Consider the following 26,358-nt stretch of genomic DNA (forward strand, 5'->3'; position numbering starts at 1 on the left):
CGAGGGCCCGTGGTCGGCGGGCCTGCGTGCCCTTCCTCGTCCCGTGGCGGCGGTGGTAGGGGGCGGAGGCGTGCTCGGGGCCGCGCACGTCGGTGTCGGATACGCGCTGGAGCAGCGCGGGTTCGTCCCCGACATGATCATCGGGACCTCGGTGGGCGCCCTCAACGGCGCCATCGCGGCCACCCACCCCGGCCGGGCCGCACGGCGGCTGGATCGTGTGTGGACCCATGCGCGTCGCCGTGAGGTGTTCCCGCTCGGCTACCTGTCCTCGCGGGCCAGCCTCTTCGCCGATCACGGCCTGCGCCGGCTGATCGCCGAGGCCGGGCTGCCGCGGCGGATCGAAGACCTGGCGATCCCCTTCACCGCGGTGGCCATGGATCTGGTCACCGGCGCCCAGGTGCTGCTCGACCACGGCGACCTGGAGTCCGCGCTGCTGGCCAGCGCGGCCATCCCCGGGGTCCTGCCCCCGGTGGACCGGGAGGGCCGGACACTCGTGGACGGCGGAGTGATCGCTTTCGTCCCGGTCCTGGCGGCTCTGCGGGCCGGGGCGGCCAGCGTGGTGGTGCTGTCGACCGGGCCGTCGAGCGGGCCGCCGCGCCCCGCCGTCACGCCCTGGCGGGCCCGCGCGGTCGCCGGCCGGGCAGGTCTGCTGCTGTTGCAGCATCAGATCGAGCGCGACCTGCGGGAGGTAGCCGAACAGATCCCCACCGTCGTGCTGCCGACCGGCATCGAGACCTGGCCCGCTCCGTGGGACTTCAGCCATTCCCGGCGGCTGATCCACACGGCTTCCCGCGCCGCGGGCCGCTTTCTCGACGGGCTGCGCGTCGACGGCCCCGGCCTGTACCGGGCCGGCGGTCCTCCCGTGACGTCACCCGCCCTGAGCATGTCGCGGACCGCCGTAGGGGAGGCCGGCCGATGAGCACCTTCGCGTTCCTCAACATCGCCATGCACGGGCACGTCAACCCGACGCTTCCGGTCGTGGCCGAGCTCGTCCGTCGTGGCCACTCCGTCACCTGTCACACCTCGCCCGCGTTCGCCCAGGAGATCGAGGCCACCGGTGCGACCGTGCGCCTCTACCCTGAGGGCGGCCGGCCGCTCGCCGATCCGCCGATGCCGGTCACGATGCTGCACGGGCTGGCCCGCACCGCCGTCGACCTGCTGCCGGCTGTGCTCTCCGATCTGCGTCGTGTGCGGCCCGACCTGATCGTCCACGGTGCCGCCTGCCCCTGGGGCGCGGTCGCCGCCCGCGAACTCGATGTGCCGGCGGCGGCGTTGTTCACCACGTTCGCGTTCAACCGGCAGGTGGCCAGCCCGACCCGCGCCTCGTGGGAGCTGCTGGCCGCGGCCATGACCCGGCCCCGCGACGTCCGGGGCTACCTGCGGTCGCGCCGGGAGCTGTCGCGCCGCTACGACACCCGTGGGTTGCCACCGCTCGACCTGGCGAACCTGCGCCAGCCGCTCAACCTGGTGTTCACCTCGCGCGCGTTCCAGCCCGGCGCCGACGGGTTCGGCCCGTCGTACCGGTTCGTCGGCCCCAGCCTCGGCGCCCGTCCTCCCGACCCGTCGTTCCCGCTCGATCGCCTGCGTGACCCGGTGCTGTACGCGTCGCTGGGCACGGTGTTCGACGGCGGCCCGCGACTGCTGCGTCAGATCGCCACCGCGCTCGCGCCGCTGGGCGGCACCGTGGTCGTCTCCACCGGGCGGACCGATCCCGCGGCGCTGGATCCGCTGCCGGCCGGCGTGCTCGCCCGCCGCCACGTGCCGCAGCCCGAGGTGCTGGCTCGGGCCGCGCTGTTCGTCACACATGGGGGGATGAACAGCGTCAACGAGGCCATGTACGCCGGGGTTCCGATGCTGGTGGTCCCCCAGGGCGCGGACCAGCCGCTGGTGGCGCGGCGGGTGGCCGAGCTCGGCGCCGGCCTGGCGATCCGCCCGCGGGACGCCGCCGCGCAGACCGTGAACGCCCTCGCCCGGCGCCTGCTCGACGAGCCGCGCTTCCGGACCGCGGCGGCGACCCTGCGGGTCGCCCAGCGCGAGGCCGGCGGCTACGCGCGTGCCGCCGACGAACTGGAGCGTCACCTGCACCGGGGCGGCCGGCCCGTGCCCGTGGACGCGTCACGGGAGCGCTGAGCGATGTCACCCGCCGTCGTCGTCCTGCTGCTGTCCGCGGGACTGTCCGAGTCCGCCGGGCGGATCCTGCCCTTGGTGGCCGCACGGTCCGGCGTGTCGCGGTCCGCCGCGGCCGGGCTGCTGCTGACCGGTGCCGTGGTCGAGAGCGCCGTGATCGCGCTGTGGCCGCTGACCGCGTGGACCCTCGCCGGGTTGCTGCCGTCCGGCCCGGTGCCGGGCGGCGACGCGTTGACGTGGACACCCGGCCGGATCGCCCCGCTGCTTCTCGCGGCCGTCATCGCGTTCCCGCTGCTCGGGCCCCTGCTGCACCTGCTGCTCCTGGTGGGCGCGGGGGCCGGTCTCGTCACCCCGCTCGCCGCGGCGACGGGGCTCGGCTGGTGGGCGGCCGCGGGCTGCGTGGCCGTCGCGGGAACCGGGCTCGCCGCCGCCGTCGAGCTCGTCCGGCGCCTGGTCGTGAGGATCATGGCCACCGGGACGCGGAAGCAGCTCACGTGAACGGGTTCCCCCTCCTCGCTCTGCTGCTCGGCCCGGTCCTGCTCGCCGAAGCCCTGCTCGCCCGCCACGAGCTGATGACCTACACCGCCGGCTGGCGGACTCCCGCCACCGGGCTCCCGCAGGGCATGCCCTACGCCCGGGGCGCGGACCCCGGCCGCCCTCCGGACGCCTACGTGGTCTACCTGGACGGCATCGGGAAACGTCGCTTCCGCGACACCCGCGACGGCGGCCGGCTCGTCACGGCCCTCATCGCCGGAGCGCCGGAGCTGCGCGTGCTGGGGCAGGTGCAGCCCTACTCCCCGCTGGCCCACCCGCTCGTCGACCGGCCCGTGTGGGAGTGGCTCCGCCACCACGTCGGGCTCCTGCTGTTCCTGCACAACGTCATGCAGATCTTCGTCGCCGCCGACCACCGGTACCGTCCTCTGTACAACCGCGCGGTAGGCGCCCAGATCGCGCACCAGTTGCGGCATGCCGGATACCGTCCCGGCAGCGGCACACCCGTGGTGCTGCTCAGCTACAGCGGCGGCGCCCAGGTCGCCACCGGCGCGGTCGGCGAGCTGGACACGCAGCTGGGTGCCCCGCTCCTGCTGATCACTCTCGGCGGTTTCCACAACGGCGCCAACGATCTCACCCACGCCCGTCACCTGCATCGGCTCACCAGTGGCGGCGACCGGATCGAGCGGGTCGGCACCTGGATCTTCCCGCAGCGCTGGCGGCTGTCCCGCCGCAGCGGATGGAACCGGGCCGTCCGCGCCGGGAAGATCACCGTGCATCCGCTCGACCCGGCCACCCACGTCGGTCCGCGCAGTTACATCAGCCCGGAGGCGCTGCTGCCCGACGGCCGCAGCCACCTCGACCGCACCGCCGACACGGTGATCGCACTCATCCGTGCCCACTGCGGCGCCGCGACGGAGGCCGCCACGCGCGTCAGACAGTGATCTCGGTTCCCTCGCCGATGGGCAGCCAGCGGAAGCGTTCCCGCACCTCGGCGGGCGCCGCCGCCAGCTCGCGCTCCACCGCCTCGCGGCCCTCCGCGAAGTGCTGCCAGCCCTCGTAGTGCACCGGCAGCGCGACGCGGGGCCGCAGCAGGGCGCACAGCTCCACGGCCTGCGCGGCGGTCATCGTGTACCGCAGGGGGCCGGTCACGGGGAAACGCACGCCGCCGAGGTGCAACAGCGCGGTGCCCACCCGGAGCCGGTCGGCCACCTCGCGCACCCCGGGGTACAGCACCGTGTCCCCGGAGATCCACAACACGCCGTGCCGCTGTCCCTCCCACCTCAGTGCGAACCCCACCACCTCCCCGGTGATCGGGCCGGACAGCGGCGGCCCGTGCCGCGCGGGTGTGGCCGTCACCTCGATGTCGGGCCGCCCCGGCGCGCTCAGCACGGTGGACTCCCACGGACCGAGGGGACGGGCGCCGTTCCCGAGGCGCCTGGCCCCCGACCGGGTGGTCACCACCACCCCCGCGGAGGGCAGCAGCGCACGCCCCGCGGTGTCCAGGTTGTCGTCGTGGTGCTCGTGGGTGAGCAGCACCGCGTCGATCGGCGGCAGGTCGCCCGCCGGGAGGGCGGGCCCGGTCAGCTTGTGGGAGGACGTGCCCCAGCCGAACCTGTAGAGGCGGCCGGGCGGGTCGAACGTCGGGTCGGTCAGGATCCGCCACCCGCCCGCCTCGATCAGGGCGGTGGGGCCGCCGATATGGGTGATGCGGACGTCGGTCATCGGACAGGTCCCTTTCACGGGGTGCTGCGGGCGAAGTCGAGCAGGTCGGCGTTCAGCCGTTCCTTGTGGGTGTCGGTGATGCCGTGCGGCGCGCCGGCGTAGACCGTGAGGGTGGCGTCCTTGATGCGCGCCGCCGACGCCTTGCCGCCCACCTCGAACGGCACCACCTGGTCGTCGTCGCCGTGGATCACCAGGGTGGGCACGTCGAAGCCCGAAAGGTCCGGCCGGAAGTCGGTGGCGGAGAACGCCGCGATGCACTCGTACGCGTTGCGGTGCCCGGCCCGCATGCCCTGCGCCCAGAACGCGTCCCGCATGCCCTGCGAGGGGTCGGCCCCCGGCCGGTTGCCGCCGAAGAACGGCCCGTCGGCGAGGTCACGGTACAACTGGGAGCGGTCGGCCAGCGACCCGGCCCGCAGCGCGTCGAACACCTCGCCCGGCACCCCGCCCGGGTTGTCCTCGGTCCTCAGCATGAACGGCGGCACCGCGGCCACCAGCGCGATCCGCCGCAGCCGCCGGGTGCCGTACCGCCCGACGTACCGGGCCACCTCCCCGCCGCCGGTCGAGAACCCCACCAGCGTGGCGTCCCGCAGGTCGAGGGTCTCGATCAGCGTGGCGAGGTCGTCGGCGTAGGTGTTCATGTCGTTGCCGTGCCAGGTCTGGTCGGAGCGCCCGTGGCCGCGCCGGTCGTGCGCGACGACCCGGAAGCCGGCCGCCGCCAGGTGCAGCATCTGGGCCTCCCAGGCGTCGGAGCTGAGCGGCCAGCCGTGGCTGAGCACGACGGGGCGCCCCTCGCCCCAGTCCTTGTAGTAGATCTTCGCTCCGTCCGCGGCGGTGACGAAAGACATGCGGCGCTCCACGTCATAGGGATCGTTCCGGCCGTCGCATCGTGGCCGGGCGCGTGCGCGCCCCGAATCCCGTGGAACACGTAGTCACGACCCGGTCATGGCGGGGGCGTGTCCCCGGCGAGCTGCCGCCGTGAGGTGACACCGAGCTTCCTGAACACCTTGCGCAGGTGGTAGTCCACGGTGTTCGCGCTGATGAACAGGTGGGCCGCGATCTCGGCGTTGGTGGCCCCGCGTCCGGCGAGCCGCGCGACGGCGGCCTCCTGCGGGGTCAGGCCGGGGAACCTGGCCTCCCATGGACGGGAACGGGCGCCGGGGGTGTCCCGCGGGGACGCAGGGGGGCCGGGGGCCTCCTGCGTCAGACCGGTGCCGGCGTCCTCACGCGGGTACGCCGGTCCGGCGGGCCGCTCGCCGGTGGCGAGCAGCTCCTGCCTGGCCCGGCCCGCGAACGCCGTCGCGCCCGCCCCCTCGAAGAACTCCAGCGCGGCGCGGAGCTGCTCCCGGGCGTCCCTGCGCCTTTTGCGCCGCCGCAGCCACTCGCCGTACAGCAGACGGGCCCTGGCCAGGTCGGCGCGGCCGGGGGAGCGGGCCAGCGTGGCGATCGCCTCCCGGTACAGCCCCTCGGCGTGGTCGCCGTGGGCGAGCAGGGCCTCGGAGCGCGTCAGCAGCCCGCGCGCCCAGGCCGTGCCGCTCGCCGTGGCCCGCGCGGTCTGGGTGCGCAGCGCCGACGCGGCCAGCACGCGGTCCCCGGACCGCACGGCCGCCTCCACCAACTCGGGCAGCAGCCGTGTGTGCACCCCGAGGACGTCCCCGTCCACCAGATGGCGCGCGGTCGCGCACGCCGTGGCGTAGTCGCCCCGCCCCATGGCCGCGATGACCGTGCCGATCCGCGCGATCGACTCCATCGCGCCGATCCCGAGCACGACCGCCGCCTCCTGGGACGCGCGCAGCGCCCCCTCCAGCCGTTCACCGGTCTCCCGCCAGGCCAGCAGCTCGGGATACCGGTAGATGTCCCACATGTCGTCCGTGGCGCCGATCGCCGACTTGATCTGGTGGTTCTCCGTCATCAGGGCGTCCGCCGCCGCCAGGTTCCCGAGGTTGGCCTCCAGCATCGACCAGCAGAACAACGCGGAGTCCATGTGCCAGAGCGCCCCCGTGGCCCGCGCCACCTCCACCGCCCGCCGGATCACCGCCTCCTGCGTCTCGGCGTCCCACGTCATCATGCTGAAGGTGACGCCCATCACGTAGCGCCGCAGCACCACCTCGGCGGGGGTCTCGGGGGCCAGCAGCATCATGGTCGCCCGCCGCAGGTGCGGCACGGCCGCCTCGTATCCCTCGTCCACCAGCGTCGTGAACGCGCGCAGCAGCGGCCCTGTCACGTCGGCGGGCCCGGGGGAGGGGACACGCGGCAGGGTGGCGGTGATCGTGCGGGCCATCTCGGCCGGGGTCAGGTCCCGCATCAGGTGCTCGGCGGACACGGCGCTCGCCACCGCGTCGAGCAGGGCGTCGGGGGCCAGGTCCGGCGCGCCCTCGGCGAAGGCGGACGCGGCGGCGAGGCGCAGGGCGGGTGCGTCGGCGAAGCCGCCGGGAACGCCGAGGGCCACCCCCACGCCGGCCCGCACCGTCAGGGCCCGCCCGCGGCCGGCGTCGCCGAGCCGGGGGGTGCCGAGGGCTTCCAGCAGCGACCGGGCCTGGAGCGGCGCCCCGGCGGTGAAGGCGGCCTCGGCGGCGGCCAGCAGCCGTTCGTCGCGGGCGGGCCCCTCCGGCGTCAGCTCGGCGGCCCTGGCCAGGAACGTGGTGCGGCCCGCGTAGCCGCCGCGCCTGCCCGCCCGGTCCGCGCTTCGTTCCAGCTCGGCGGCGACGTCCTCGTCCGGCCCGAGGGTCGCCGCCGCGCGGTGCCACGACCTGCGGTCGGTGTCGTCCGCCCGCGTGGTGGCCTCGGCGAGCGCCGCGTGAGCCCGCCGCCGCTCCACGCTGGTCGCCCCGCCGTACATCGCCGAGCGGACCAGCGGGTGCCGGAACACCGCACCCGGCCGCAGCGCGACCAGGCCCTCGGCCTCCGCCGGGCCGCTGGCGTCGGGGGAGACGCCGAGCAGCGCGGCGGCCCCGGTGACGTACCCGATGTCCCCGGACGGCTCGGCGGCGGCGAGCAGCAGCCACGTCCGGGTGTCCTGCGGCAGGGTACGGACCCGCCGCAGGTAGTGGGCCTCCAGCCGTCCGCCGAGCGGCAGCGGCTCGGGCAGCGACGCGCCGCCGCTGAGCTGGTCGGCGGTCAGCTCCCGCCCGAGATCGGAAAGCGCGAGGGGATTGCCGCCCGTCGCGGCCACGACCCGCGCGGCGACCCGGGTGTCCAGCGGCCCGTCCACCACCGACCGCAGCAGTTCGGCGGCGTCCCCGCCGGCCAGGCCCGCCACCCCGGTCACCGGCAGCCCGTCCAGCGCCGTGAACGGCACGCCCTCGCGCACCGCGAACACCATGCCGACACCCTCGGCGTGCAGCCGCCGCGCCACGAACGCCAGCACGCCGGCCGACTCCTCGTCCAGCCACTGGGCGTCGTCCACGCAGCACAACACCGGGCCGCGCTCCGCCGTCCCGGCCAGCAGCCGCAACGCCGCCAGCCCCACGGCGAACCGGTCCGGCGGCGGCCCCCCGGCCATCCCGCACGCCACCAGCAGCGCCGCGTACCGCCCGTGCGGCAGCCGGTGCGCGTCCCCCAGCAGCGGCACCAGCAGCCGGTGCAGCCCCGCGAACGGGAACCCCGCCTCGGCCTCCACCCCCGCCACCCGCAGCACCCGAAGATCCCGCCCCGCCTCCGCCGCGTACTCCAGCAACGTCGTCTTCCCGATGCCCGCGTCCCCCCGCAGCACCGTCACCCCGCTCATCCCCCCGCGCAGCGCCTCGACCAGCCCGTCGAGCGCCGCGCACTCCTCCCCCCGCCCGAGCGGCGCCACGCGCCCCCCACGCATCGCCGCCCGCCCGTCCGGTGCAGCCGGTCCGCCATGCCCGCGCGCAGCCACGATCCCGTCCGGTAGGGACCGCTTGTCCTGCCCGCGCGCCGTCATCCGGTCGTCCGGCCCTGCCGTCGTCATCGGTCCGTCCCGCCGTCAGCCGAGCGTCGCGCGGACGACGGCGCCGGGCTCCGGCCCGGCCTGGGCGAGCACGGTTCCGTCACAGGCCCTGATGCTCGAACGGCCGGGTGTGCGCGTGTACTCGCCCCCGGCGGGTCCGGCGAAGCCGGCGACGGCCACCGCCACCCCGTGCTCGGCGATGATCCTCCGGGCGCGTTCGTCCGGGACGGCGGCGTCCCGCTCGTGCTCGCAGACCCCGGCGGCGTAGACGTCGACGCCCAGCGCGGCGGTCTTCGCGGCGTGCTCGGGCACGCCGGTGTCCTTGCAGATGGCGAGCCCGAGCCGCCGGCCGTCCACCTCCAGCACCGCGGGCTCACCGCCGGGGGTGAAACGCCCCGGCTCGGCGCCACCGAGGAACATCTTGCGGTACGCCACCGTGACGCCCAGGCCGTCCACGGCGAGCATCGCGATGTACGCGGCGCCGCCCTCCCCGCCCACCGGCGCCCCGGCCAGCGCCACCGTGCCCGTCTCGGCGCAGGCCTCGATCAACGCTGCCAGCCGGGGGTCGTCAGGGGAGACGAGGGGCGCGCCGAGCTCGTAGCCCGTCAGCGACAGCTCGGGGAACACCACCACCCGCGCCCGCGCCGCGCGTACCGCCTCCGCGTGGGCCGCCGCGTTCGCCGCGACGTCGCGGACGGCGCACGGCGGCTGCGCGACGGCGATGGTCAACGGCCCGCGCATGAAACACCCCATTTCCCTGGCTTCACCTGCGGATGGGGGTATCGTACGGTCCCCATGATCACGGCGCCGCGGGAAGGAGTGTGAAAGCGGTCAGCGCAGCAGGCGGGCCCGGTGCTGCGCCAGGTCGAACAGCGGCGGGTAGGTGAGCCGGGTCCCCGACGGGGTGGGCAGCGCGAACGCGACCGTCTTGGCCGGGGCGGCGGTGGTGAAGGTCGTCGTCCGGTACGCCCGGCAGTAGCCCTCGGACAACGCCCGGACCAGCAGCAACCCCCGCCCGCTCTCGGCGAACAGGTCGGCCACGGTCAGCGCCGGGTCGCGGTCCAGCATGGCCGGGATCCAGCACAGGTCGGGGTCCCCGTCGACCACCTCGCACCACACGGGCACGCCGGCCACCTCGAAGATCCTCACCTCGTACGGCAACCGCCCGTACCGCTCGGCGTTGACGGCGAGCTCGGCCACCGCCAGCTCGGCGTCCGCCACCTCCTCCTCGGGGATGTCCCGCTCCTGGAGCACTCCCCGTACCAGCGTGCGGGCCCTCCCCACGAGCGACCCGGGCGACGGCGCCGCCACCAGCATGCCGACGTCCACGTACCCCTCCGCGGTGCGTTGCCGGGGAACCGCCGGCACGGCCGGGCGCCTGCCCGTGACGCGGGGCGCGTCCGCCGGTCGGCGGGATCTGGGCCACACGTCGGTTGCACCTCCCTCTCCATGACCTAGCGGCGATCTGCGATTGACACTGCCCACCCAGCACACGCCATGCCTCTTCCTTGGCAAAGGACTGCCCCCGGGCGTTCCCGATGCCCGCGCCCTCGCCCGTGACCAGCGTGCCCGCCCGCGTCCCGACGGCCGCTGCCCGTCATGCGGAAAACCACAAAGAGCGGACATGGCCGGATTTTCACTACCGGGTGCCTGCCGGCGGCCCGCCCGTAATCCGGGGAGTTGCGCGATCATGGGTCGTCCTCCACCCCCGTTCTTCTAATCTGGCGTGGCCTCCGACGCCCAGACGCATGGAGAACGTATGGTCACACCTCCTGACATCGGGCGTTCCACGGAGGAATCCAGAAAACCTGGCACTTTCCGGAATTGGTGGAAAACCCATCGCGTGTGGATCGCTGGAATTCTCACCGCCGTCCTCACCACGGTCCTCGGCACGGTGGCCGTGGACGCCCTGCACGGTGGTGTGGCGTGGATGGGCGAGCCCGAGACCCCGTTCTCCGTGACCACACGCCTGAACTCGGGGGACTGGTCCTGCGGCCAGAACTACGTGGTCCCCCGCACCCCGGGCACCATGCCCCTCCCGGACGCCCCCGGCGAGGAGATCCAGCCCGACGCGTGGTGGAAGGGCCTGGGAGCGGTGGACGGCGACGAGTCCACCGTCGAGATCCTCCCGCAGGGCGACTCCGCCAAGGCCGTCGTCCTGCACGACCTCGAAGTGGTCGTCACCGCCCGCCGCCCCCCTGTCCGCGTCGGAGCCGCGTACCGCGGCGGCGAGTGCGGTGGAGGCATGACCCCGAGAAGATTCACCGCCGACCTGGACCGCACCCCGCCGCACGTCGTCCCCGTGCCCGGCAAGGACGTCGACGCCGACGGCGATGAGATCGACATCCCCGCCGTCGACTTCCCCTACAAGATCTCCGACACCGACCCCGAGATCTTCGTCTTCCAGGCATCCACCCGCGCCTGCGACTGCTCCTGGCACCTCCTCCTCACCTGGTCCCACTCCGGCCGCCAGGGCACCCTCAAGATCGACGCCTCCGGCCACGACTTCCGCACCACCCCCACCAAGCCCTTGCCCCACTGGTGGTGGACCAACGGCCAGACCACCTGGCGGCGAACCGCCCCCTGACCCCCGCACCACCCGCCGGCACGGCCCGGCCCGGCCTCGGTGGTGGTGGCTGGGATGATTCGTGGATGGAGTACGGAAGAGTTCACGAACTGGTGGTCAAGGACTGGAACGAGTACGTTCTGCCCAGTTTGTGCGGGCTGGTGGAGATCCCCGCGTTGTCGCCGGCTTTCGACGCCGGATGGGAGCGGAACGGGCATCTGCGTGCCGCCGTCGATCACGTGCGGGACTGGATCATGGCGCGTGGGCTGCCGGGGGCCCGGTGTGAGGTCGTTCAGGTTGCCGGGCGTGCTCCGCTGCTGTTGGCGGACGTGCCGGCGACCGGGGGTGCGGTGGCGCGGGGGACCGTGCTGCTCTACGGGCACCTCGACAAGCAGCCGCCGCTCGGGGACTGGTCGGAGGGGCTGGACCCGTGGCGGGCGGTGGCGCGGGACGGGCGGCTGTACGGGCGGGGGGCGGTCGACGACGGGTACTCGGGGTACGCGGCGGTGACGGCGCTGGCGGCCGTCCGCGCGGCGGGCGGGGAGCACGCGCGGGCGGTGCTGCTGCTGGAGACAGAGGAGGAGTCCGGCAGTCCCGACCTGCCGGTGTACCTGGAGCACCTGGCCGGGCGGCTCGGGGAGGTGTCCCTGGTGGTCTGCCTGGACGGGGGTGGCGGCGACTACGAGCGGCTGTGGCTGACCGAGAGCTTGCGGGGCGTGGTGCAGGCGACGGTCACGGTGCGGGTGCTTGAGAGAGGCGCGCATTCCGGGGTCGCCAGTGGCATCGTGCCGAGTTCCTTCCGGGTCATGCGGCTGTTGCTCGATCGGGTGGAGGACGCGGAGACCGGCGAGGTCACCGTGCCTGAGATGAACGTGCCGATCCCCGCGGAGCGGCGGGCCGAGGCCGAGGCGCTCGCCGCGTCGCAGCCGGGGGAGGCCGTGCGGCGGTTCCCGCTCGCCGGCGGGACGCGCGTGGTCTCCGATGACGACGTCGAGCTCATTCTCAACAACACGTGGCGGCCGGCGTTGTCGGTGATCGGTGCGGCGGGGCTTCCCGACCCGGCGGTGGCGGGGGCCGTGCTGCGCGCCTCGACGTCGCTGCGGCTGAGTTTCCGTACGCCGCCGACGGTCGACGCCGAGGTGGCGCGGGACGCGCTCGTGAGAATCCTGACGACCGACGTGCCGTACGGGGCGCAGGTCGAGGTGGGGGACTTCCTGGTGCTGAACGGCTGGCAGGCCCCGGTGACCGCGCCCTGGCTGGCCGGGGCGCTGGAGGACGTCGGGGAGCGGGTGTTCGGCGCGCGGTGCCGTGGCTTCGGCCTGGGCGGGGGCATTCCGTTCATGGAGATGCTGGGCCGGCGGTACCCGGACGCGCAGTTCGTCGTCACGGGCGCGCTCGGGGCCGACTCCAACATGCACGTGCCCGACGAGTGGCTGAACATCCCGTTCGCCGAGCGGGTGACCGAGGCCGTCGCGTACATCCTCGACGCGCACGCCCGCGGCGGCTCCTAACCCGGCGGCAGCAGGGCCGGGCCGTCCGCGGTGTAGACGGCCACCGGGTCGGCGCGGACGGCGGCGTCCAGCGCGTGGGCGTCGGCGCCCACGAGGATGCGCCAGGTACCCGCGCGGACGCCGTCCAGGATCTGCGCGGCGGCCTCGGCGGCGGTGAGCGGGGCGTCGTCGCGGAAACTCTCCGCCCAGGCCCGCGCGGTGGAGCGGACGGCGTCGTCGGTGGCCTCGCCGGCCGGGGTGCCGGTGGCGATCATGAAGGCGCGCAGGCGCTCCACCTCCTCGGCGGCCATCTCGCCGTGGACGAGGCGGGCGTTGAGGGCGATGTCGGTCCCCACGTGGCCGGGCATCACCAGCGCGACGCGGACGTGCGGGGCGTTGACGCGGAAGTCCTCGATCAGGGCCTCGGTGAAGCCCTTCACGGCGAACTTCGCGGTGCTGTACGCGGTGTGGGGAAAACCCGGCCCCATGGAGGCCCAGAAGCCGTTGACGCTGCTGACGTTCACCAGGACGGCCTCGTCGCTCGCGACGAGCAGGGGGACGAACGCGCGGGCGCAGTTGTACACACCGCCCCAGTTGACGGCGAACGTGCGGTCCCACGCCACACGCGGCCCGGCGACGAAGCTCCCGCCGCCCGCGACCCCGGCGTTGTTGAACAACAGCTCGATGTGGCCGGCGCCGTGCGCCGCGACGACCTCGTCCCTGAACCCGGCCACCTGCTCCTCGTCCGCGACGTCGCAGCGGTGCCCCGTGACGCGCACCCCCACCGGCGCGCCCCGCCTCGCCTGTTCCACCGTGGCGGCCAGCGTGTCCGGGTTGAGGTCGCACGCCGCGACCGAGCAGCCCTCGGCGGCCAGCAGCGCCACCAGTTCCCGGCCCATCCCCGTGCCGCCGCCGGTGACCACGGCCAGCTTTCCCGCGAACGATTCCATCGGCCGGTCCCTTTCGTCGAGGCTCTGGCCTCCATGGTGACCCCGGCGTGCCCGACTCGCCCAAGTCGAAGAAGATCGGAAGAACTTCGTGAAGAGCAGGGATGATGCTTGACAGGCATCGGTAAGCTCATGGCGATTTCCGGCATATCTGGAGGAGTCGTGCCGTGCACGTAAAACGGGTGATCGGTGCCGTGGTGGCGGGAACGGCACTGCTGGGGCCCGTGGTGGCCTGTTCGTCGTCGGGGGGCGGCGCGCCCGCGAGCCAGGGGGAGTCGCAGGCGCCCGGGGTCTCGGCCACGCCCTCGGCGCCGCCGGAGCATCCGTTCACGGGGCAGCCGGTGGCCTCCCGCAAGCCGGTGCTCGCGGTCAAGATCGAGAACACCGCCGCGGGGAAGCCGCAGCTCGGGCTGCGCAGCGCGGACGTGGTGTACGTCGAGCAGGTGGAGGGCGGGCTGACCCGCCTCATGGCGATCTTCTCCTCCAGGATCCCGCCGAAGGTCGGGCCGGTGCGCAGCGCCCGGATCTCCGACCTGCATCTGCTGCCGATGTACGGCAAGCCCGCGCTCGCCTACTCGGGCGTGCAGACCAAGATGATCCCGCTGGTGCGCGAGGCGTCGCTGTTCGACGTGTCCGACAGCGCGGCGCCGGGCGCGTACTTCCGCCAGCCGGGGCGGGTGGCGCCGTACAACCTGTTCGCCGAGACCCGCAAGCTGCTCGCGGACGCGCCGAAGGCCAGCAAGGCCAAGGACATCGGGTTCGAGTTCGGGGACCCGCCGGTCGGGGGGGTGCCGAAGAAGTCCTTTTCCGTGCGCTACCCGGCCGCGTCGTTCACCTTCACCTGGTCCGCCGCGCAGAAGCGCTGGCTGATCTTCCAGGACGGCAAGCGGAACATGGCCGCCGAGGGCGGCCAGCTCGGCGCACCCACCATCGTGGTGCAGTACGCCAAGACCACCCGGTCGCAGTTCCACGACTTCACCGGCAGCTACACCCCCCTGATCAAGTCCACCGGCACCGGCAAGGCCGTCGTGCTGCGGGACGGGCAGGCGTTCAACGCCAAGTGGACGCGCAAGTCCGAGGAGGACGGCACCACGTTCACCACGACCGCCGGCGAGCCGATGACGTTCAGCCGCGGCCAGGTCTGGGTCGTGCTCGCCGCGCCCAAGCCCGTGCAGCCCTGACCCCCGCGAATCCAGAGCAATCCCGGCCGGATGAGCCCCGGCGCACCGTTATGTCCAAAGCACGACACCCGGTGTGCCGTTCCGGTGGTCGGGGGGCGGCCCGGAAAGCGCCTACGATGGGGCTGAAACCATCGTCGTGCTCGTGAGGTATGCCCCGTGTCCAGCCACACCCCCGAAGTCAACGACGCCCCCGTCACCGGCACCGCCCGCGTGAAGCGGGGGATGGCGGAGATGCTGAAGGGCGGCGTCATCATGGACGTCGTCACGCCGGACCAAGCCAAGATCGCCGAGGACGCCGGCGCGGTCGCCGTCATGGCGCTGGAGCGCGTGCCGGCCGACATCCGCGCCGAGGGCGGCGTGTCCCGCATGAGCGACCCCGACATGATCGACGGCATCATCGAGGCCGTCTCGATCCCGGTCATGGCCAAGGCTCGCATCGGGCACTTCGTCGAGGCCAAGGTGCTCCAGGCCATCGGCGTCGACTACGTCGACGAGTCCGAGGTGCTGACCCCGGCCGACGAGGCCAACCACATCGACAAGTGGGCCTTCACCGTGCCGTTCGTCTGCGGCGCCACCAACCTCGGCGAGGCCCTGCGCCGCATCGCCGAAGGCGCCGCGATGATCCGCTCCAAGGGCGAGGCCGGCACCGGCAACGTCGTCGAGGCCACCCGCCACATGCGCCAGATCCGCGGCGACATCAAGCGGCTCGCCGCGCTGGACGAGGCCGAGCTGTACGCCGCCGCCAAGGAGCTGCGCGCCCCGTACGAGCTGGTGGCCGAGGTCGCCAAGGCGGGCAAGCTGCCGGTCGTGCTGTTCACCGCGGGCGGCATCGCCACCCCGGCCGACGCCGCCATGATGATGCAGCTCGGCGCCGAGGGCGTGTTCGTCGGCTCCGGCATCTTCAAGTCCGGCGACCCGGCCAAGCGCGCGGCGGCGATCGTGAAGGCCACCACCTTCCACGACGACCCCGACGTCATCGCCAAGGTCTCCCGCGGCCTCGGCGAGGCCATGGTCGGCATCAACGTCGCCACCCTGCCCGACACCGAGCGGCTGGCCACCCGCGGCTGGTGACACGGCCCCACCGGCGCGGGGTGAGGTGGCACGACGTCGCCCGCCACGTGACCGGGGCACCGGGCCTCGGAGAGGGCCGGTGACCCGCCGTACGGCGACGCCGGAACCGGCCCCACGTCCCACCGCGTCGGCGCCGCACAGCCGGGTACGCGACGCCGACGGGGCCGTTCGCCGTGACGGGTGTCACCCCGTCACTGCGGCGGACGCCGTGACTGCGGCGGACGGCGGGGAAGCGGCGGACGGCGTGACTGCGGCGGACGGCGGGGATGCCGGCACCCGGACAGAGCGGTGCTCCGTGGCCGGCGGCACCGTTACGGTGGGTGACCGCCGGGGGCGGCGGGTCCGGGCTGGACGGGCCGTCGCGGCCGGTGCTGCCGGACATTTCCGGCATCCCGGAAGACATGGGGGTATCGTCCGGAAATACCCTCAGTGACCTGGGTGTCGCTATACCTGGGGTTTGCGGTGGATAGTTGATGATCGTTATGTGATCGACAGGCGATCGTTCTTCGTGCTGGGGCTGGTGTCGGGGATGCCGCCCCGGCGAGTGCCGCCTGCCGATCCGTTCACGCTCGGTGTCGCCAGCGGCGACCCCGCCCCCGACGGCTTCGTGTTGTGGACGCGCCTCGCCCCGGTGCCCATGGCCGAGGACGGCCACGGCGGCATGCCGGACAAGACCGTGCCCGTCGCATGGGAGGTCGCCGCCGACCCGTCGTTCGAGCGGGTGGTGCGGCGCGGCAGTGAGGACGCCGTCCGCGACTGGGCGCACAGCGTGCACGCCGAGGTCGCCGGCCTCGACGCCGGCCGCGAGTACTGGTACCGCTTCAGGACCGGGCCGCACGTGTCCGAGGTGGGCCATGCCCGCACCGCCCCCGCCCACGGGACCCCCGCCGCCGCGATCACCGTCGCCATCACCTCCTGCGCCAACTACCAGCACGGCTACTTCACCGCCTACGCCAGGGTCGCCGAGGAGCGCCCCGACCTGATCGTGCACCTCGGCGACTACATCTACGAGTACGCCAAGGGGGAGCACGCCTGCCCCGGCGGCAACGTCCGCGACCACGAGGGCCCCGAGTCCCGCACGCTCGCCGACTACCGCCGCAGGCACGCCCTGTACAAGACCGACCCTGACCTGCGGGCCGCGCACGCGGTGGCGCCCTGGGTGTCGGTGATGGACGACCACGAGGTCACCAACAACTGGATGGGCCTGGTGCCGTCGGCCCGGCGCGCCGCGGCGTTCCGCGCCTACTACGAGCACATGCCGCTGCGCGCCGATGCCCGCCCGAAGGGCCCGGAGATCCGTCTCTACCGCCGCGTGCGCTGGGGCGGCCTGCTGACCCTGCACATGCTGGACACCCGCCAGTACCGCGACCCCCTGCCCTGCGGCCCCGGCTTCCTTGACTGCCCGGAGGCCACCAGCAAGGACCGCACCATCACCGGCGCCGAGCAGGAGAAATGGCTGCTGGACGGCTTCCGCGGTTCGAGGGCCCGCTGGGACCTCATCGGCCAGCAGGTGTTCTTCGGCCACCGCGGCAGGGGCCGCGACATCGCCGGGGAGGTGGTGCGCCAGGACGCCTGGGACGGCTACTCCGGCTCCCGCACCCGCGTCACCCGGGGCTGGATGGAGGCCGGGGTGCGCAACGCGGTGGTGCTCACCGGCGACGTGCACTCGCACTGGGCCGGGGACCTCGCCCTCGACTACGACGACCCCGGCTCGCGGGTGATCGGCACCGAGCTCGCCGTGACGTCCGTCACCAGCGGCGGCGACGGCCACGGCGGGGAGAAGGAGCGCGACGCCCTGCTGGCCCGCAACCCGCACCTGCGGTTCCACCTGCGCCGCCGCGGCTACATCCTCCTCAGGATCGACGCCGCCGCGCTCACCGCGCACTTCAGGACCCTGCCCTACGTGCGGTTGCCCGGCGCGCCCGTCACCACCGCGGGCACCTTCGTGATCGCCGACCGGACCCCGGGCCTCGTCCGCCAGACGTGACCGGTTTGGGGTGACGTACGGCTTGGCCGTACGCTTTTTGGCACAACGATCGAGAGGAACCACCGGTGACGACCGCGCCGACCATCGGCGTACTAGCCCTGCAGGGCGATGTGCGTGAACACGCCCGTTCCCTCCAGAGCGCCGGCGCGCGGGCCGTCGCCGTCCGCAGGCCCGCCGAGCTGGAGGCCGTGGACGCGCTGGTGGTGCCCGGCGGCGAGTCGACCACCATGTGGAAACTCGCCGAGGCGTTCGAGATGCTGGAGCCCCTGCGTATCCGCATCAAGTCCGGCATGCCGACCTTCGGGTCCTGCGCCGGCATGATCATGCTCGCCGACCGCATCGAGGGCGGCATCGCGGGCCAGCAGACCATCGGCGGCATCGACATGGTGGTGCGCCGCAACGCCTTCGGGCGGCAGGTCGACTCGTTCGAGACCACCCTCGATTTCGCCGGACGCGGCCTGGTCCGCACCGTTTTCATCCGCGCCCCCTGGGTCGAATCCGTCGGCGCGGACGTTCAGGTGCTGGGTGTGGCCGAACCGGGGGATAGGATCGTCGCGGTCCGGCAGGGACCGCTGCTCGCGACGTCCTTCCACCCCGAGCTGACCGGGGACACGCGGGTTCATTCTTATTTCGTCGAGATGGTGAGGGAGCACTAGCCGATGTCCGGCCACTCCAAATGGGCGACGACGAAGCACAAGAAGGCCGCGCTCGATGCCAAGCGCGGCAAGCTTTTCGCCAAGCTCATCAAGAACATCGAGGTGGCGGCCCGGACCGGTGGACCCGACCCGGACGGCAACCCCACGCTGTACGACGCCATCCAGAAGGCCCGCAAGAGCTCCGTGCCCGTCGAGAACATCGAGCGGGCACGCAAGCGCGGCGGCGGCCTCGAGGCCGGCGGCTCCGACTGGCAGACCATCATGTACGAGGGCTACGCCCCCGGCGGCGTCGCGGTGCTGATCGAGTGCCTCACCGACAACCGCAACCGCGCGGCGTCCGAGGTCCGCGTCGCCATGACCCGCAACGGCGGCTCGATGGCCGACCCCGGCTCGGTGTCCTACATGTTCAACCGCAAGGGCGTCGTCATCGTCCCGAAGGGCGGCCTCGGTGAGGACGACGTGCTGGTAGCCGTCCTCGACGCCGGCGCCGAGGAGGTCAACGACCTCGGCGAGTCGTTCGAGGTGGTCTCCGAGGCCGGCGACCTGGTGCCGGTACGCAAGGCCCTGCAGGACGCCGGCATCGACTACGACTCCGCCGAGAGCAGCTTCCTGCCCACCCTCAGCGTGCCGCTGGACGAGGACGCCGCCCGCAAGGTGTTCCGCCTGATCGAGGCGCTGGAGGACAGCGACGACGTGCAGAACGTCTACGCCAACTTCGACGTCAGCGACGAGGTCCTCGCCAAGCTCGACTGACCGCGGCCGCCTCGGCCGGGACGCGGTGAAAACCAGTGGACCCGGCCCGGCGGCTGCCCGTAGGTTGTGCGGTCGTGGAGATTCGCGACGTGACCGAGGACGACCTCGACGCCGTCCTCGACTGCCGTACCCGCGCGTTCGGGCAGTTGTCGGGGGACGACGTCAAGTCCTGGCGCGCCATTGTCACGCCACTGCTCGCCGAGGGCCGCTACCTCGGCGTCTTCGACGGCACCCGCCTCACGGGGGCGGGCAGGATCAACAAGTACGTCCAGTGGTGGCACGGCCGGCCGATCTCCATGGGCGGCATCGCGGGCGTCACCGTGGCGCCCGAGGACCGGGGCCGGGGCGTCGGCCGGACGCTCATGCGGGGGCTGCTGGGCCGGTGCGCCGACCTCGGTCACGCCGTCTCCGTGCTCTACCCGGCCACCACGCCGCTGTACCGGAGCCTCGGCTGGGAACACGCCGGCGCCAGGCACCGCGTCACCCTCCCCACCGAGGCCCTGCGGTCGCTGCTGCGCGACCGCTCCGCCCCGGGGGTCGCGGTGCGCAGGATCACCCCCGGCGACGCCCCCGAGATCGGCAAGGTCCTCGAACGCGTCTACGGCGCCACCCGCGCCTCCGGCCCGCTCGCGTGGGAGGAGCGGCTGATCCGCCACTGGCTGGAGGACGACTCCGAGTACGGCTACCTCGCCGACGACGGCTACCTGGTGTACCGCTGGGACCGCGGCGACCTGGACGTCGACAACCTCGTCGCCGGCTCCGAGGCGACCGCCCGGGCCCTGTGGTCGCTGGTCGGCTCCTCCTCGTCGGTCGCCCGCTCGGTGACCGCCACCGTCGAGCCCGACGACCCGCTGCTGTGGCTGCTGCGCGAACGCAAGGACGACCACATCTCCGTCACCCGCTGGATGTTCCGCGTCGTCGACCTCCCGGCGGCGATCGCCGCCCGCGGCTACCCCGGGCCGGTGACCGCCGAGACCGTCGTCGAGGTGGACGACCCCGAGCGCCCCGCCAACTCCGGCACCTGGCTGCTGTCCGCCTCCGGCGGCACCGGCGCCGCCACCCGCGTCCCCGCGCCCCCCGAGGGCCACGCCACGCCCCGCCTCACGGCCAACGGCCTGTCCGCCCTGTTCGCCGGCGTCCCGATCTCCACCCTGCGCCGCACCGGCCTGCTCGCCGGCGGCACCCCGCAGACCGACGAGACCCTCGCGGCCCTGTTCGCCGCCAAGCCCTATCTGATCGACTACTTCTGATCCGGGCGGCCCGTGCCGCGCCGGGAGGCGGTGCGTGCGCGGGGCGGCGGATGGGGGTACAGTCATGCGCCGAACAGGTGTTCGGCGGGCGGGAGGCGGGCTGGTGCGGCTGCCGGTGCTGCGGGTGATGGGGGTCGATCCCGGGCTGACGCGGTGCGGCCTCGGCGCCGTCGAGGGGCGGGCCGGCGCGCCGCTCACGCTGGTGAAGGTCGGCGTGGCGCGCACCCCGGCGGGCGACGACATCGGGGCGCGCCTGGTGGCCATCGAGGCCGAGATCGAGCGCTGGCTGGACGAGGTCCGGCCGCACGCCGTCGCCGTCGAGCGGGTCTTCAGCCAGAGCAACCTGCGCACGGTCATGGGCACCGCCCAGGCGTCCGCCGTCGCCATCGTCTGCGCCGCCCGCCGCGGCCTGCCCGTCGCGCTGCACACGCCGTCCGAGGTCAAGGCCGCCATCACCGGCTACGGCAACGCCGACAAGGCGCAGATCGGCGCCATGGTGACCCGCCTGCTGCGCCTCCCCGCCATGCCCAAGCCCGCCGACGCCGCGGACGCCCTGGCCCTCGCCATCTGCCACATCTGGCGCGGCGGCACCCAGAACCGCCTCGCCGAGGCACTCGCCAAGGCCCGCTCCCGCGGCGGCCTGCCTGCCGTGGTCCCCGGCATCGGCGAAGCGCCCGGCGCCAGGGAAGCGGAGACGCCCGGCGCCGGGGCAGAGGCCGCGGAGGCGCTCGCCGCCGGGCGGGACGCCGCGGAGGCGCTCGTCGCCGGGCAGAGGGCCGCGGAGGCGCTCTTGGCCGGGGACGAGCCCGGCGAAGTACTCGGCGCCGGGCGAGAGGCCCGCGAAGGCGCCCGGAGCGGGGAAGAGGTGACCGGATGATCGCGTCCGTCGCGGGCCGGGTGGCGGCGCTCGGGCCCGACTCGGCCGTGGTGGAGGTCGGCGGCGTCGGCGTGCTCGTGCACTGCGCACCCGGCACCCTCGCCACGCTGCGGGTGGGGGAGCAGGGGAGCCTCGCCACGTCCCTCGTCGTCCGCGAGGAGTCGCTCACGCTGTACGGCTTCGCCACCGACGACGAGCGCCTCATCTTCGAGATGCTGCAGACCGCCTCCGGCGTCGGCCCGAGGCTCGCCCTCGCCATGCTCGCCGTGCACACCCCGAACGCCCTGCGGGTCGCCGTGGCGAGCGCCGACGTCAAGGCCCTCACCATGGTGCCCGGCATCGGCCAGAAGGGCGCGCAGCGCATCATCCTGGAGCTGAAGGACAAACTCGGCACTCCCGCGGAAGCCGTGGACGCCGCCCTGAACGGCCGTCCAGGGCCCGCCCCGTGGCGCGACCAGGTCCACACCGCCCTGGTCGGCCTCGGCTACTCCGTCAGGGACGCCGACGAGGCCGTCGCCGTCGTCTCCGCCGAGGCCGACGCCGAGACCGCCGCCGGCCGTGTCCCCGCCGTCGCCGTCCTGCTGAAGTCCGCTCTGCGGGCCCTGAGCGTGAGATAGGGGAGCGATGAGCCTGGGACGCGATCTGGTGTCGCCGGACGCCGAGGGGGACGAGCAGGCGATCGAGTCGGCGCTGCGGCCGAAGCGGCTCGGCGAGTTCATCGGCCAGGGGCGGGTGCGCGAGCAGTTGTCGCTGGTGCTGGAGAGCGCGGTGCGGCGGGAGCGGTCGCCCGACCACGTGCTGATGAGCGGGGCACCGGGGCTGGGCAAGACCACCCTCGCCATGATCATCGCGGCGGAGCTCGGGGCGCCGCTGCGGCTCACCTCGGGGCCCGCGCTGGAGCGGGCGGGAGACCTCGCGGCGATCCTCTCCACGCTGTCGGAGGGCGAGGTGCTGTTCGTGGACGAGATCCACCGCATGGCCCGCCCCGCCGAGGAGATGCTGTACCTCGCCATGGAGGACTTCCGGGTCGACATCGTGGTCGGCAAGGGCCCGGGCGCCACCGCGATCCCCCTGGAGATCGCGCCGTTCACGCTTGTGGGCGCCACCACGCGGGCCGGCCTGCTGCCCGCGCCGCTGCGCGACCGCTTCGGGTTCGTCGCCCACATGGACTTCTACGAGGTGGAGGAGCTGGAGCAGGTGCTGCGCCGCTCCTCCCGCCTGCTGGCGCTCGATCTGCCCCCCGAGGCCGCCACCGAGATCGCCCGCCGCTCCCGGGGCACGCCCCGCATCGCCAACCGCCTGCTGCGCCGCGTGCGCGACTTCGCCGAGGTCCGCACCGGCGGCGTCATCACCCGTGAGGTCGCCTCCGCCGCCCTCGACCTGTACGAGGTGGACGGCGAGGGCCTGGACCGCCTGGACCGCGCCGTGCTCGGCGCGCTGCTGCGCAAGTTCGGCGGCGGCCCGGTCGGCCTGTCCACCCTCGCGGTCGCCGTGGGGGAGGAGCCCGAGACCGTCGAGGTGGTCGCCGAGCCCTTCCTGGTGCGCCAGGGCCTGCTCGCCCGCACCCCGCGCGGCCGGGTCGCCACCGCCGCCGCGTGGGCCCATCTCGGCCTCACCCCGCCCCCGGACGCCTTCGGCGCGGCCCCCTCGTTGTTCGACGACCCGGCCCCGTGAGCGCTCCGCGTCCTGACAGGCGGGTTTACAGCGGCCTCCGGGACGGTCGTTGCACAGGGGGGCGCCGGGACCTGTGAAGATATCCGGAAGGTTTGTGGTAAGGGCTCCGAAGTGGGTACGTGTGCAGGTGGAGGGGCTCGAACTGAAACTTTCAAATCAACCGCAGGGACCGGTCACAGATCGGTGACAACGGGAACTTTCCCGTGTGCCGGTTCGTGGGGTCGTTGCCGGGCTTTGACAAGCTCGCCTAAACTCCGTGGCTTGGCTGCATGTGTACGCTGAGACGCTCGGCGCATGTGCCGCTCGCCGCCAGACCTCCGGTCGCAGGCCGGTCAGTTCTTTAACCGGAAGGAAGCCCCCGTGCAGGGCCTTGGATCTTTCTTGCCACTGATCTTGTTGGTCGTGGTCTTCTACTTCCTGCTCATCCGCCCGCAGCGCAAGCGGCAGCAAGAGCAGCTCCAGATGCAGAACAGCCTGGTGCCGGGCACGCGCGTCGTGACCACCACCGGCCTGTTCGCCACGGTCACCGCGATCGAGGACGACGACGTCGTCCTTGAGGTCGCCCCCGGCGTCGAGACCCGCTGGGTCAAGGGCGCCATCGGCCGCGTGCTGACGCCGGTCGAGGAGGAGACGGTGGACAATGGTGACGCTGTACAGGACACCGCGCTCGGCGAGCCTGTCGTGGACGCCGACCGCGGCGCGAACGAGGGTTCGACCGACAAGAAGTCCTGACTAGGATCATCGCAAACCCCTTGACGAAAGAACTGACCTCCAGTGGCCCGATCGACCAGTAGCCAAAGCAGGCCGGGACGCACGCTCCTGGCGCTGCTGGTGCTCATCCTCGCCATGGGCGCGGCGATGTTCCTGCAGAAGGCACTCGTCCCCAAGTACGGCCTCGACCTCGCCGGCGGCACCACGGTGACCCTCTCACCGGTCACCCAGAGCGGCCAGACTCCCTCCCAGGAGAGTCTCGACCTGGCCGTGAGCATCATCCGCGAGCGGGTGAACGGCAGCGGCATCTCCGACGCCGAGGTCGCCAAGTCGGGCGACAACATCCTCATCTCCGTGCCGGGAGCGGGCCAGGACGAGGTCGTGAAGCGGGTCGGCACCACCGCCGAGCTCCGTTTCCGCCAGGTGCTCGGCGTGGCGGCGGCCACCGCGGTGCCCGGCAAGATGCCGACCGCGCCGGCCACGCCGGGAGCGTCCGGCACGCCGGCGCCGTCCTCGACCGCGAAGCCGTCAGGCAAGCCGTCGTCGACCGCCGAGCCCGCGCCGAGCTCCACCCCGGCGGGCCGCGCGCTGTCCTCGGCGCTGACCAGCCCGAGCCCCGCGTCCTCGCCGTCGGCCTCCGCCTCCGCTTCGGGTGAGGCGACCCCGGCGCCGAGCGCGTCGGCGTCCGGCAGCGCGCCGCCCGCCGAGCAGGACCCCCTCGCCGGGGTCGACACCACCGGCGTGGACCCCGCCGTCATCGAGCAGTTCCGCACCCTGGACTGCACCAAGAAGGACCGCGGCCAGGGCGTGCAGGACAACCCGGACAAGCAGTTCGTCGCCTGCAGCGACGACGGCTCGGCCAAGTACATCCTCGACAAGGCCGCGGTGAAGGGCACCGAGGTGTCCGGGGCCAGCGCCGGCGTCGACTCCACCACCGGCGAGTGGATCGTCCAGGTCACGTTCAAGAGCAAGGGCGCCAGCCAGTTCTCCCAGATCACCGGCGCCATCACCAGCCAGCCCCAGCCGCGCAACCAGCTCGCGATGGTGCTGGACGGCCTGGTCATCTCCGCCCCGGTCATCGAGGAGCCCATCCCGGGCGGCCAGGCGCGCATCTCCGGCAGCTTCACCCAGAAGACCGCGACCGACCTGGCCAACCAGCTCAAGTACGGCGCGCTGCCGCTGAAGTTCATCCAGAGCTCGATCGAGGAGGTGTCCTCGATCCTCGGCGCCGACCAGTTGCGCGGCGGCCTGCTCGCCGGCGCGATCGGCCTGGCCCTCGTGGTCATCTACTGTCTGCTCTACTACCGCGGGCTCGGCCTGGTCGCGGTGGCGAGCCTCGTGGTGGCGACCATCCTGACCTACCAGGCGGTGGTCATCCTCGGCCACAACGCCAACTTCCGCCTGTCGCTGCCGCACATCATCGGCCTGGTGGTGTCGATCGGGATCACGGCGGACTCCTTCATCGTCTACTTCGAACGCATGCGTGACGAGATGAAGGAGGGCAGGCGCTCGTTGCGGGTCGCCGTCGAGGTGGCCTGGGTGCGCGCCCGCCGCACGATCCTGATCGCCGACGCGGTCATGTTCATCGCGGCCGTCGTGCTGTACTTCCTGGCCGTGGGCGGCGTCGCGGGCTTCGCCTTCGCCATGGGTCTCACCACGCTGATCGACATCGCGGTGGTCTTCCTGTTCACGAAGCCGTTCGTGGCGGTGCTCGCCCGTCTGCAGTTCTTCGCCAAGGGCCACAAGCTCTCCGGCCTGGACGCCGAGCGCATGAGCCAGAACGCTCCCGTCACCGCCCGCACGACCGTCTCGCAGGAGGGCTGATGTCGGCCATCGGAAGACTTGGGCGCCGCCTGTACCGCGGCGAGGTCGACATCGACTTCGTCGGGCGGTACAAGCTGTGGTCCATCCTGTCCGGCGCGCTGCTGCTGATCTCGGTGCTCGGCCTGGTGATCCAGGGCCTGAACCTCGGCGTCGAGTTCAAGGGCGGGTCCGTCTTCAGCTTCACCAAGCCGCCGGCGTCCACCATCGAGCACGTGCGGTCGACGTTCGAGGAAGCCGGGGTCCACCAGGTCATCGTGCAGGAGACCGGTTCCCGCTGGCGGGTCACCACCGAGACCATGCCGACCTCCGAGGTGACCCGGGTGCAGAACGCCATCTCGGCGGAGTTCGGCATCCCGGGCAACCAGGTCGACAAGCAGATCATCGGTGCCACCTGGGGCGGTGAGGTGCTGAACAAGGCCATCATCGGCCTGATCGTGTTCATGATCGCGATCATCCTGTACCTCACCATGGCCTTCGAGTGGAAGATGGCGCTGGCCGCGGTGGTCGCGCTGTTCCACGACCTGGTCATCACCGCGGGCGTGTACGCCTGGTCGGGCTTCGAGGTCACCCCGGCCACCATGCTGGGCTTCCTGACGATCCTCGGATATTCGCTGTACGACGCGGTCGTGGTGTTCGACATGATCAAGGAGGTCACGGCCAAGCTCGGCACGGCCTCCAAGATGACCTACACCGAGGCCGCCAACAACGCGCTCAACCACACGCTGATCCGGTCCCTGAACACCTCGCTGGTCGCCATCCTCCCGGTGGCCGCGATCCTGTTCATCGGCACCACGCTGTTCGGCGCGGGCACGCTGAAGGACCTGTCGCTGGCGCTGTTCGTCGGCATGATCGTCGGCACCTACTCCTCGCTGTGCGTCGCGACGCCGCTGCTGGTCCTGCTCAAGGAGCGGGAGCCGAAGTACGCGGCCATCGCCAAGCGGCTCGCCGCCCAGCGCGGCGCGGCCGTGCAGGACGCGGTAGCCAAGCGCAAGGTCCCGGCCACCGCCGCTTCCTCCGCCAAGGGCGGGGGCGGTACGGTCGCCACGGCCAAACGGAAGAAGCGCTAGCCGAGTCACCCGCGGCGCCCTCGTGATCCGTCAGGATCGCGGGGGCGCTT

At 73.2% G+C, this 26,358-nt stretch carries 23 protein-coding genes and 1 pseudogene; 18 read left to right on the forward strand and 6 right to left on the reverse strand.

Translation table 11 applies throughout. The features are described 5' to 3' along the window. The first annotated feature begins 52 nt into the window (after positions 1-52). Genes ABGB17_RS08995 through ABGB17_RS09010 form a run of 4 tightly spaced genes read left to right on the forward strand, consistent with a single transcriptional unit; the run spans position 53 to position 3,563 of the window. Positions 53-919, forward strand: a complete 867-nt coding sequence (locus tag ABGB17_RS08995; RefSeq protein WP_347627355.1) for a patatin-like phospholipase family protein — start codon at positions 53-55, stop codon at positions 917-919. Continuing rightward, positions 916-2,130, forward strand: coding sequence for a macrolide family glycosyltransferase (locus tag ABGB17_RS09000; protein WP_347627356.1), 1,215 nt, complete (start codon positions 916-918; stop codon positions 2,128-2,130). The genes ABGB17_RS08995 and ABGB17_RS09000 overlap by 4 nt, the downstream gene beginning before the upstream one ends. A gap of 3 nt (positions 2,131-2,133) precedes the next feature. After that, the gene (locus ABGB17_RS09005; RefSeq protein ID WP_347627357.1) at positions 2,134-2,625 is read left to right on the forward strand and encodes a hypothetical protein; all 492 of its coding nucleotides are present in this window, start codon (positions 2,134-2,136) and stop codon (positions 2,623-2,625) included. After that, a complete protein-coding gene (locus ABGB17_RS09010; protein ID WP_347627358.1) occupies positions 2,622-3,563 on the forward strand; it encodes a hypothetical protein in 942 nt (313 codons plus the stop codon). The genes ABGB17_RS09005 and ABGB17_RS09010 overlap by 4 nt, the downstream gene beginning before the upstream one ends. Here the strand turns inward: ABGB17_RS09010 and ABGB17_RS09015 are convergent. The 5 genes from ABGB17_RS09015 to ABGB17_RS09035 all read right to left on the reverse strand — a co-directional run bounded on the left by ABGB17_RS09015 (position 3,553) and on the right by ABGB17_RS09035 (position 9,622). Beyond that, on the reverse strand, positions 3,553-4,344 hold the full coding sequence (locus ABGB17_RS09015) for an MBL fold metallo-hydrolase (protein WP_347627359.1): 792 nt from the start codon (positions 4,342-4,344) through the stop codon (positions 3,553-3,555). The genes ABGB17_RS09010 and ABGB17_RS09015 overlap by 11 nt on opposite strands. Before the next feature lie 14 nt (positions 4,345-4,358). Then, on the reverse strand, positions 4,359-5,189 hold the full coding sequence (locus ABGB17_RS09020; RefSeq protein ID WP_347627360.1) for an alpha/beta hydrolase: 831 nt from the start codon (positions 5,187-5,189) through the stop codon (positions 4,359-4,361). 95 nt (positions 5,190-5,284) lie between these two features. Next, positions 5,285-8,137, reverse strand: coding sequence for an AAA family ATPase (locus ABGB17_RS09025; protein ID WP_347627361.1), 2,853 nt, complete (start codon positions 8,135-8,137; stop codon positions 5,285-5,287). A gap of 153 nt (positions 8,138-8,290) precedes the next feature. Further along, on the reverse strand, positions 8,291-8,995 hold the full coding sequence (locus ABGB17_RS09030; RefSeq protein WP_347627362.1) for a carbon-nitrogen hydrolase family protein: 705 nt from the start codon (positions 8,993-8,995) through the stop codon (positions 8,291-8,293). A 90-nt stretch (positions 8,996-9,085) separates the two neighbouring features. Continuing rightward, entirely contained in the window at positions 9,086-9,622 is a 537-nt protein-coding gene (locus ABGB17_RS09035; protein ID WP_347627363.1) for an ATP-binding protein, read from the reverse strand. A gap of 475 nt (positions 9,623-10,097) precedes the next feature. Between ABGB17_RS09035 and ABGB17_RS09040 the strand changes: the two genes are divergently transcribed. Together ABGB17_RS09040 and ABGB17_RS09045 are read left to right on the forward strand one after the other, a co-directional pair. Then, on the forward strand, positions 10,098-10,841 hold the full coding sequence (locus tag ABGB17_RS09040) for a hypothetical protein (RefSeq protein ID WP_347627364.1): 744 nt from the start codon (positions 10,098-10,100) through the stop codon (positions 10,839-10,841). 65 nt (positions 10,842-10,906) lie between these two features. Further along, positions 10,907-12,331: a M20/M25/M40 family metallo-hydrolase gene (locus ABGB17_RS09045; RefSeq protein WP_347627365.1), complete on the forward strand. Its 1,425-nt coding sequence runs from the start codon at positions 10,907-10,909 to the stop codon at positions 12,329-12,331. Here the strand turns inward: ABGB17_RS09045 and ABGB17_RS09050 are convergent. Continuing rightward, the gene (locus tag ABGB17_RS09050; RefSeq protein ID WP_347627366.1) at positions 12,328-13,260 is read right to left on the reverse strand and encodes an SDR family NAD(P)-dependent oxidoreductase; all 933 of its coding nucleotides are present in this window, start codon (positions 13,258-13,260) and stop codon (positions 12,328-12,330) included. The genes ABGB17_RS09045 and ABGB17_RS09050 overlap by 4 nt on opposite strands. Before the next feature lie 164 nt (positions 13,261-13,424). On the opposite strand from ABGB17_RS09050, the gene ABGB17_RS09055 reads away from it, so the two are divergent. The 12 genes and pseudogenes from ABGB17_RS09055 to secF all read left to right on the forward strand — a co-directional run bounded on the left by ABGB17_RS09055 (position 13,425) and on the right by secF (position 26,308). Then, entirely contained in the window at positions 13,425-14,438 is a 1,014-nt protein-coding gene (locus tag ABGB17_RS09055; RefSeq protein ID WP_347627367.1) for a DUF3048 domain-containing protein, read from the forward strand. A 156-nt stretch (positions 14,439-14,594) separates the two neighbouring features. Then, on the forward strand, positions 14,595-15,509 hold the full coding sequence (gene pdxS / locus ABGB17_RS09060; RefSeq protein ID WP_347627368.1) for a pyridoxal 5'-phosphate synthase lyase subunit PdxS: 915 nt from the start codon (positions 14,595-14,597) through the stop codon (positions 15,507-15,509). Between the two features lie 484 nt (positions 15,510-15,993). After that, positions 15,994-17,496 (forward strand): alkaline phosphatase D family protein, encoded by a 1,503-nt coding sequence (locus tag ABGB17_RS09065; RefSeq protein ID WP_347627369.1) that lies wholly within the window; start codon positions 15,994-15,996, stop codon positions 17,494-17,496. Positions 17,497-17,561: 65 nt separating this feature from the next. Then, positions 17,562-18,152: a pyridoxal 5'-phosphate synthase glutaminase subunit PdxT gene (gene pdxT, locus ABGB17_RS09070; RefSeq protein WP_347627370.1), complete on the forward strand. Its 591-nt coding sequence runs from the start codon at positions 17,562-17,564 to the stop codon at positions 18,150-18,152. A 3-nt stretch (positions 18,153-18,155) separates the two neighbouring features. Further along, positions 18,156-18,905 (forward strand): YebC/PmpR family DNA-binding transcriptional regulator, encoded by a 750-nt coding sequence (locus tag ABGB17_RS09075; protein ID WP_347627371.1) that lies wholly within the window; start codon positions 18,156-18,158, stop codon positions 18,903-18,905. 74 nt (positions 18,906-18,979) lie between these two features. Next, positions 18,980-20,155, forward strand: a complete 1,176-nt coding sequence (locus tag ABGB17_RS09080) for a GNAT family N-acetyltransferase (RefSeq protein ID WP_347627372.1) — start codon at positions 18,980-18,982, stop codon at positions 20,153-20,155. A gap of 118 nt (positions 20,156-20,273) precedes the next feature. After that, positions 20,274-20,768: pseudogene (gene ruvC / locus ABGB17_RS09085) on the forward strand (crossover junction endodeoxyribonuclease RuvC); the annotation flags it as partial. Between the two features lie 260 nt (positions 20,769-21,028). Continuing rightward, positions 21,029-21,649: a Holliday junction branch migration protein RuvA gene (gene ruvA / locus ABGB17_RS09090; RefSeq protein WP_347627373.1), complete on the forward strand. Its 621-nt coding sequence runs from the start codon at positions 21,029-21,031 to the stop codon at positions 21,647-21,649. Between the two features lie 7 nt (positions 21,650-21,656). Then, complete coding sequence (gene ruvB, locus ABGB17_RS09095) at positions 21,657-22,706, forward strand: Holliday junction branch migration DNA helicase RuvB (protein ID WP_347627374.1); 1,050 nt, start codon at positions 21,657-21,659, stop codon at positions 22,704-22,706. Between the two features lie 381 nt (positions 22,707-23,087). Beyond that, a complete protein-coding gene (yajC, locus tag ABGB17_RS09100) occupies positions 23,088-23,438 on the forward strand; it encodes a preprotein translocase subunit YajC (RefSeq protein ID WP_347627375.1) in 351 nt (116 codons plus the stop codon). A 42-nt stretch (positions 23,439-23,480) separates the two neighbouring features. Continuing rightward, positions 23,481-25,241 (forward strand): protein translocase subunit SecD, encoded by a 1,761-nt coding sequence (gene secD / locus ABGB17_RS09105; protein ID WP_347627376.1) that lies wholly within the window; start codon positions 23,481-23,483, stop codon positions 25,239-25,241. Continuing rightward, positions 25,241-26,308, forward strand: a complete 1,068-nt coding sequence (secF, locus tag ABGB17_RS09110; protein ID WP_347627377.1) for a protein translocase subunit SecF — start codon at positions 25,241-25,243, stop codon at positions 26,306-26,308. The genes secD and secF overlap by 1 nt, the downstream gene beginning before the upstream one ends. Positions 26,309-26,358 lie beyond the last annotated feature (50 nt).

Source organism: Sphaerisporangium sp. B11E5 (assembly GCF_039871875.1).
Lineage (GTDB): Bacteria > Actinomycetota > Actinomycetes > Streptosporangiales > Streptosporangiaceae > Sphaerisporangium.

Bases quoted from the DNA above. Each gene is read 5' to 3' on its own strand.
- ABGB17_RS09075 (WP_347627371.1), top strand. From the start codon at position 18,156: ATGTCCGGCCACTCCAAATGGGCGACGACGAAGCACAAGAAGGCCGCG.
- ruvA (WP_347627373.1), top strand. From the start codon at position 21,029: ATGATCGCGTCCGTCGCGGGCCGGGTGGCGGCGCTCGGGCCCGACTCG.
- ABGB17_RS09005 (WP_347627357.1), top strand. From the start codon at position 2,134: ATGTCACCCGCCGTCGTCGTCCTGCTGCTGTCCGCGGGACTGTCCGAG.
- ABGB17_RS09015 (WP_347627359.1), bottom strand. From the start codon at position 4,344: ATGACCGACGTCCGCATCACCCATATCGGCGGCCCCACCGCCCTGATC.
- ABGB17_RS09020 (WP_347627360.1), bottom strand. From the start codon at position 5,189: ATGTCTTTCGTCACCGCCGCGGACGGAGCGAAGATCTACTACAAGGAC.
- ABGB17_RS09045 (WP_347627365.1), top strand. From the start codon at position 10,907: ATGGAGTACGGAAGAGTTCACGAACTGGTGGTCAAGGACTGGAACGAG.
- secF (WP_347627377.1), top strand. From the start codon at position 25,241: ATGTCGGCCATCGGAAGACTTGGGCGCCGCCTGTACCGCGGCGAGGTC.
- ruvB (WP_347627374.1), top strand. From the start codon at position 21,657: ATGAGCCTGGGACGCGATCTGGTGTCGCCGGACGCCGAGGGGGACGAG.
- ABGB17_RS09050 (WP_347627366.1), bottom strand. From the start codon at position 13,260: ATGGAATCGTTCGCGGGAAAGCTGGCCGTGGTCACCGGCGGCGGCACG.
- ABGB17_RS09000 (WP_347627356.1), top strand. From the start codon at position 916: ATGAGCACCTTCGCGTTCCTCAACATCGCCATGCACGGGCACGTCAAC.
- ABGB17_RS09030 (WP_347627362.1), bottom strand. From the start codon at position 8,995: ATGCGCGGGCCGTTGACCATCGCCGTCGCGCAGCCGCCGTGCGCCGTC.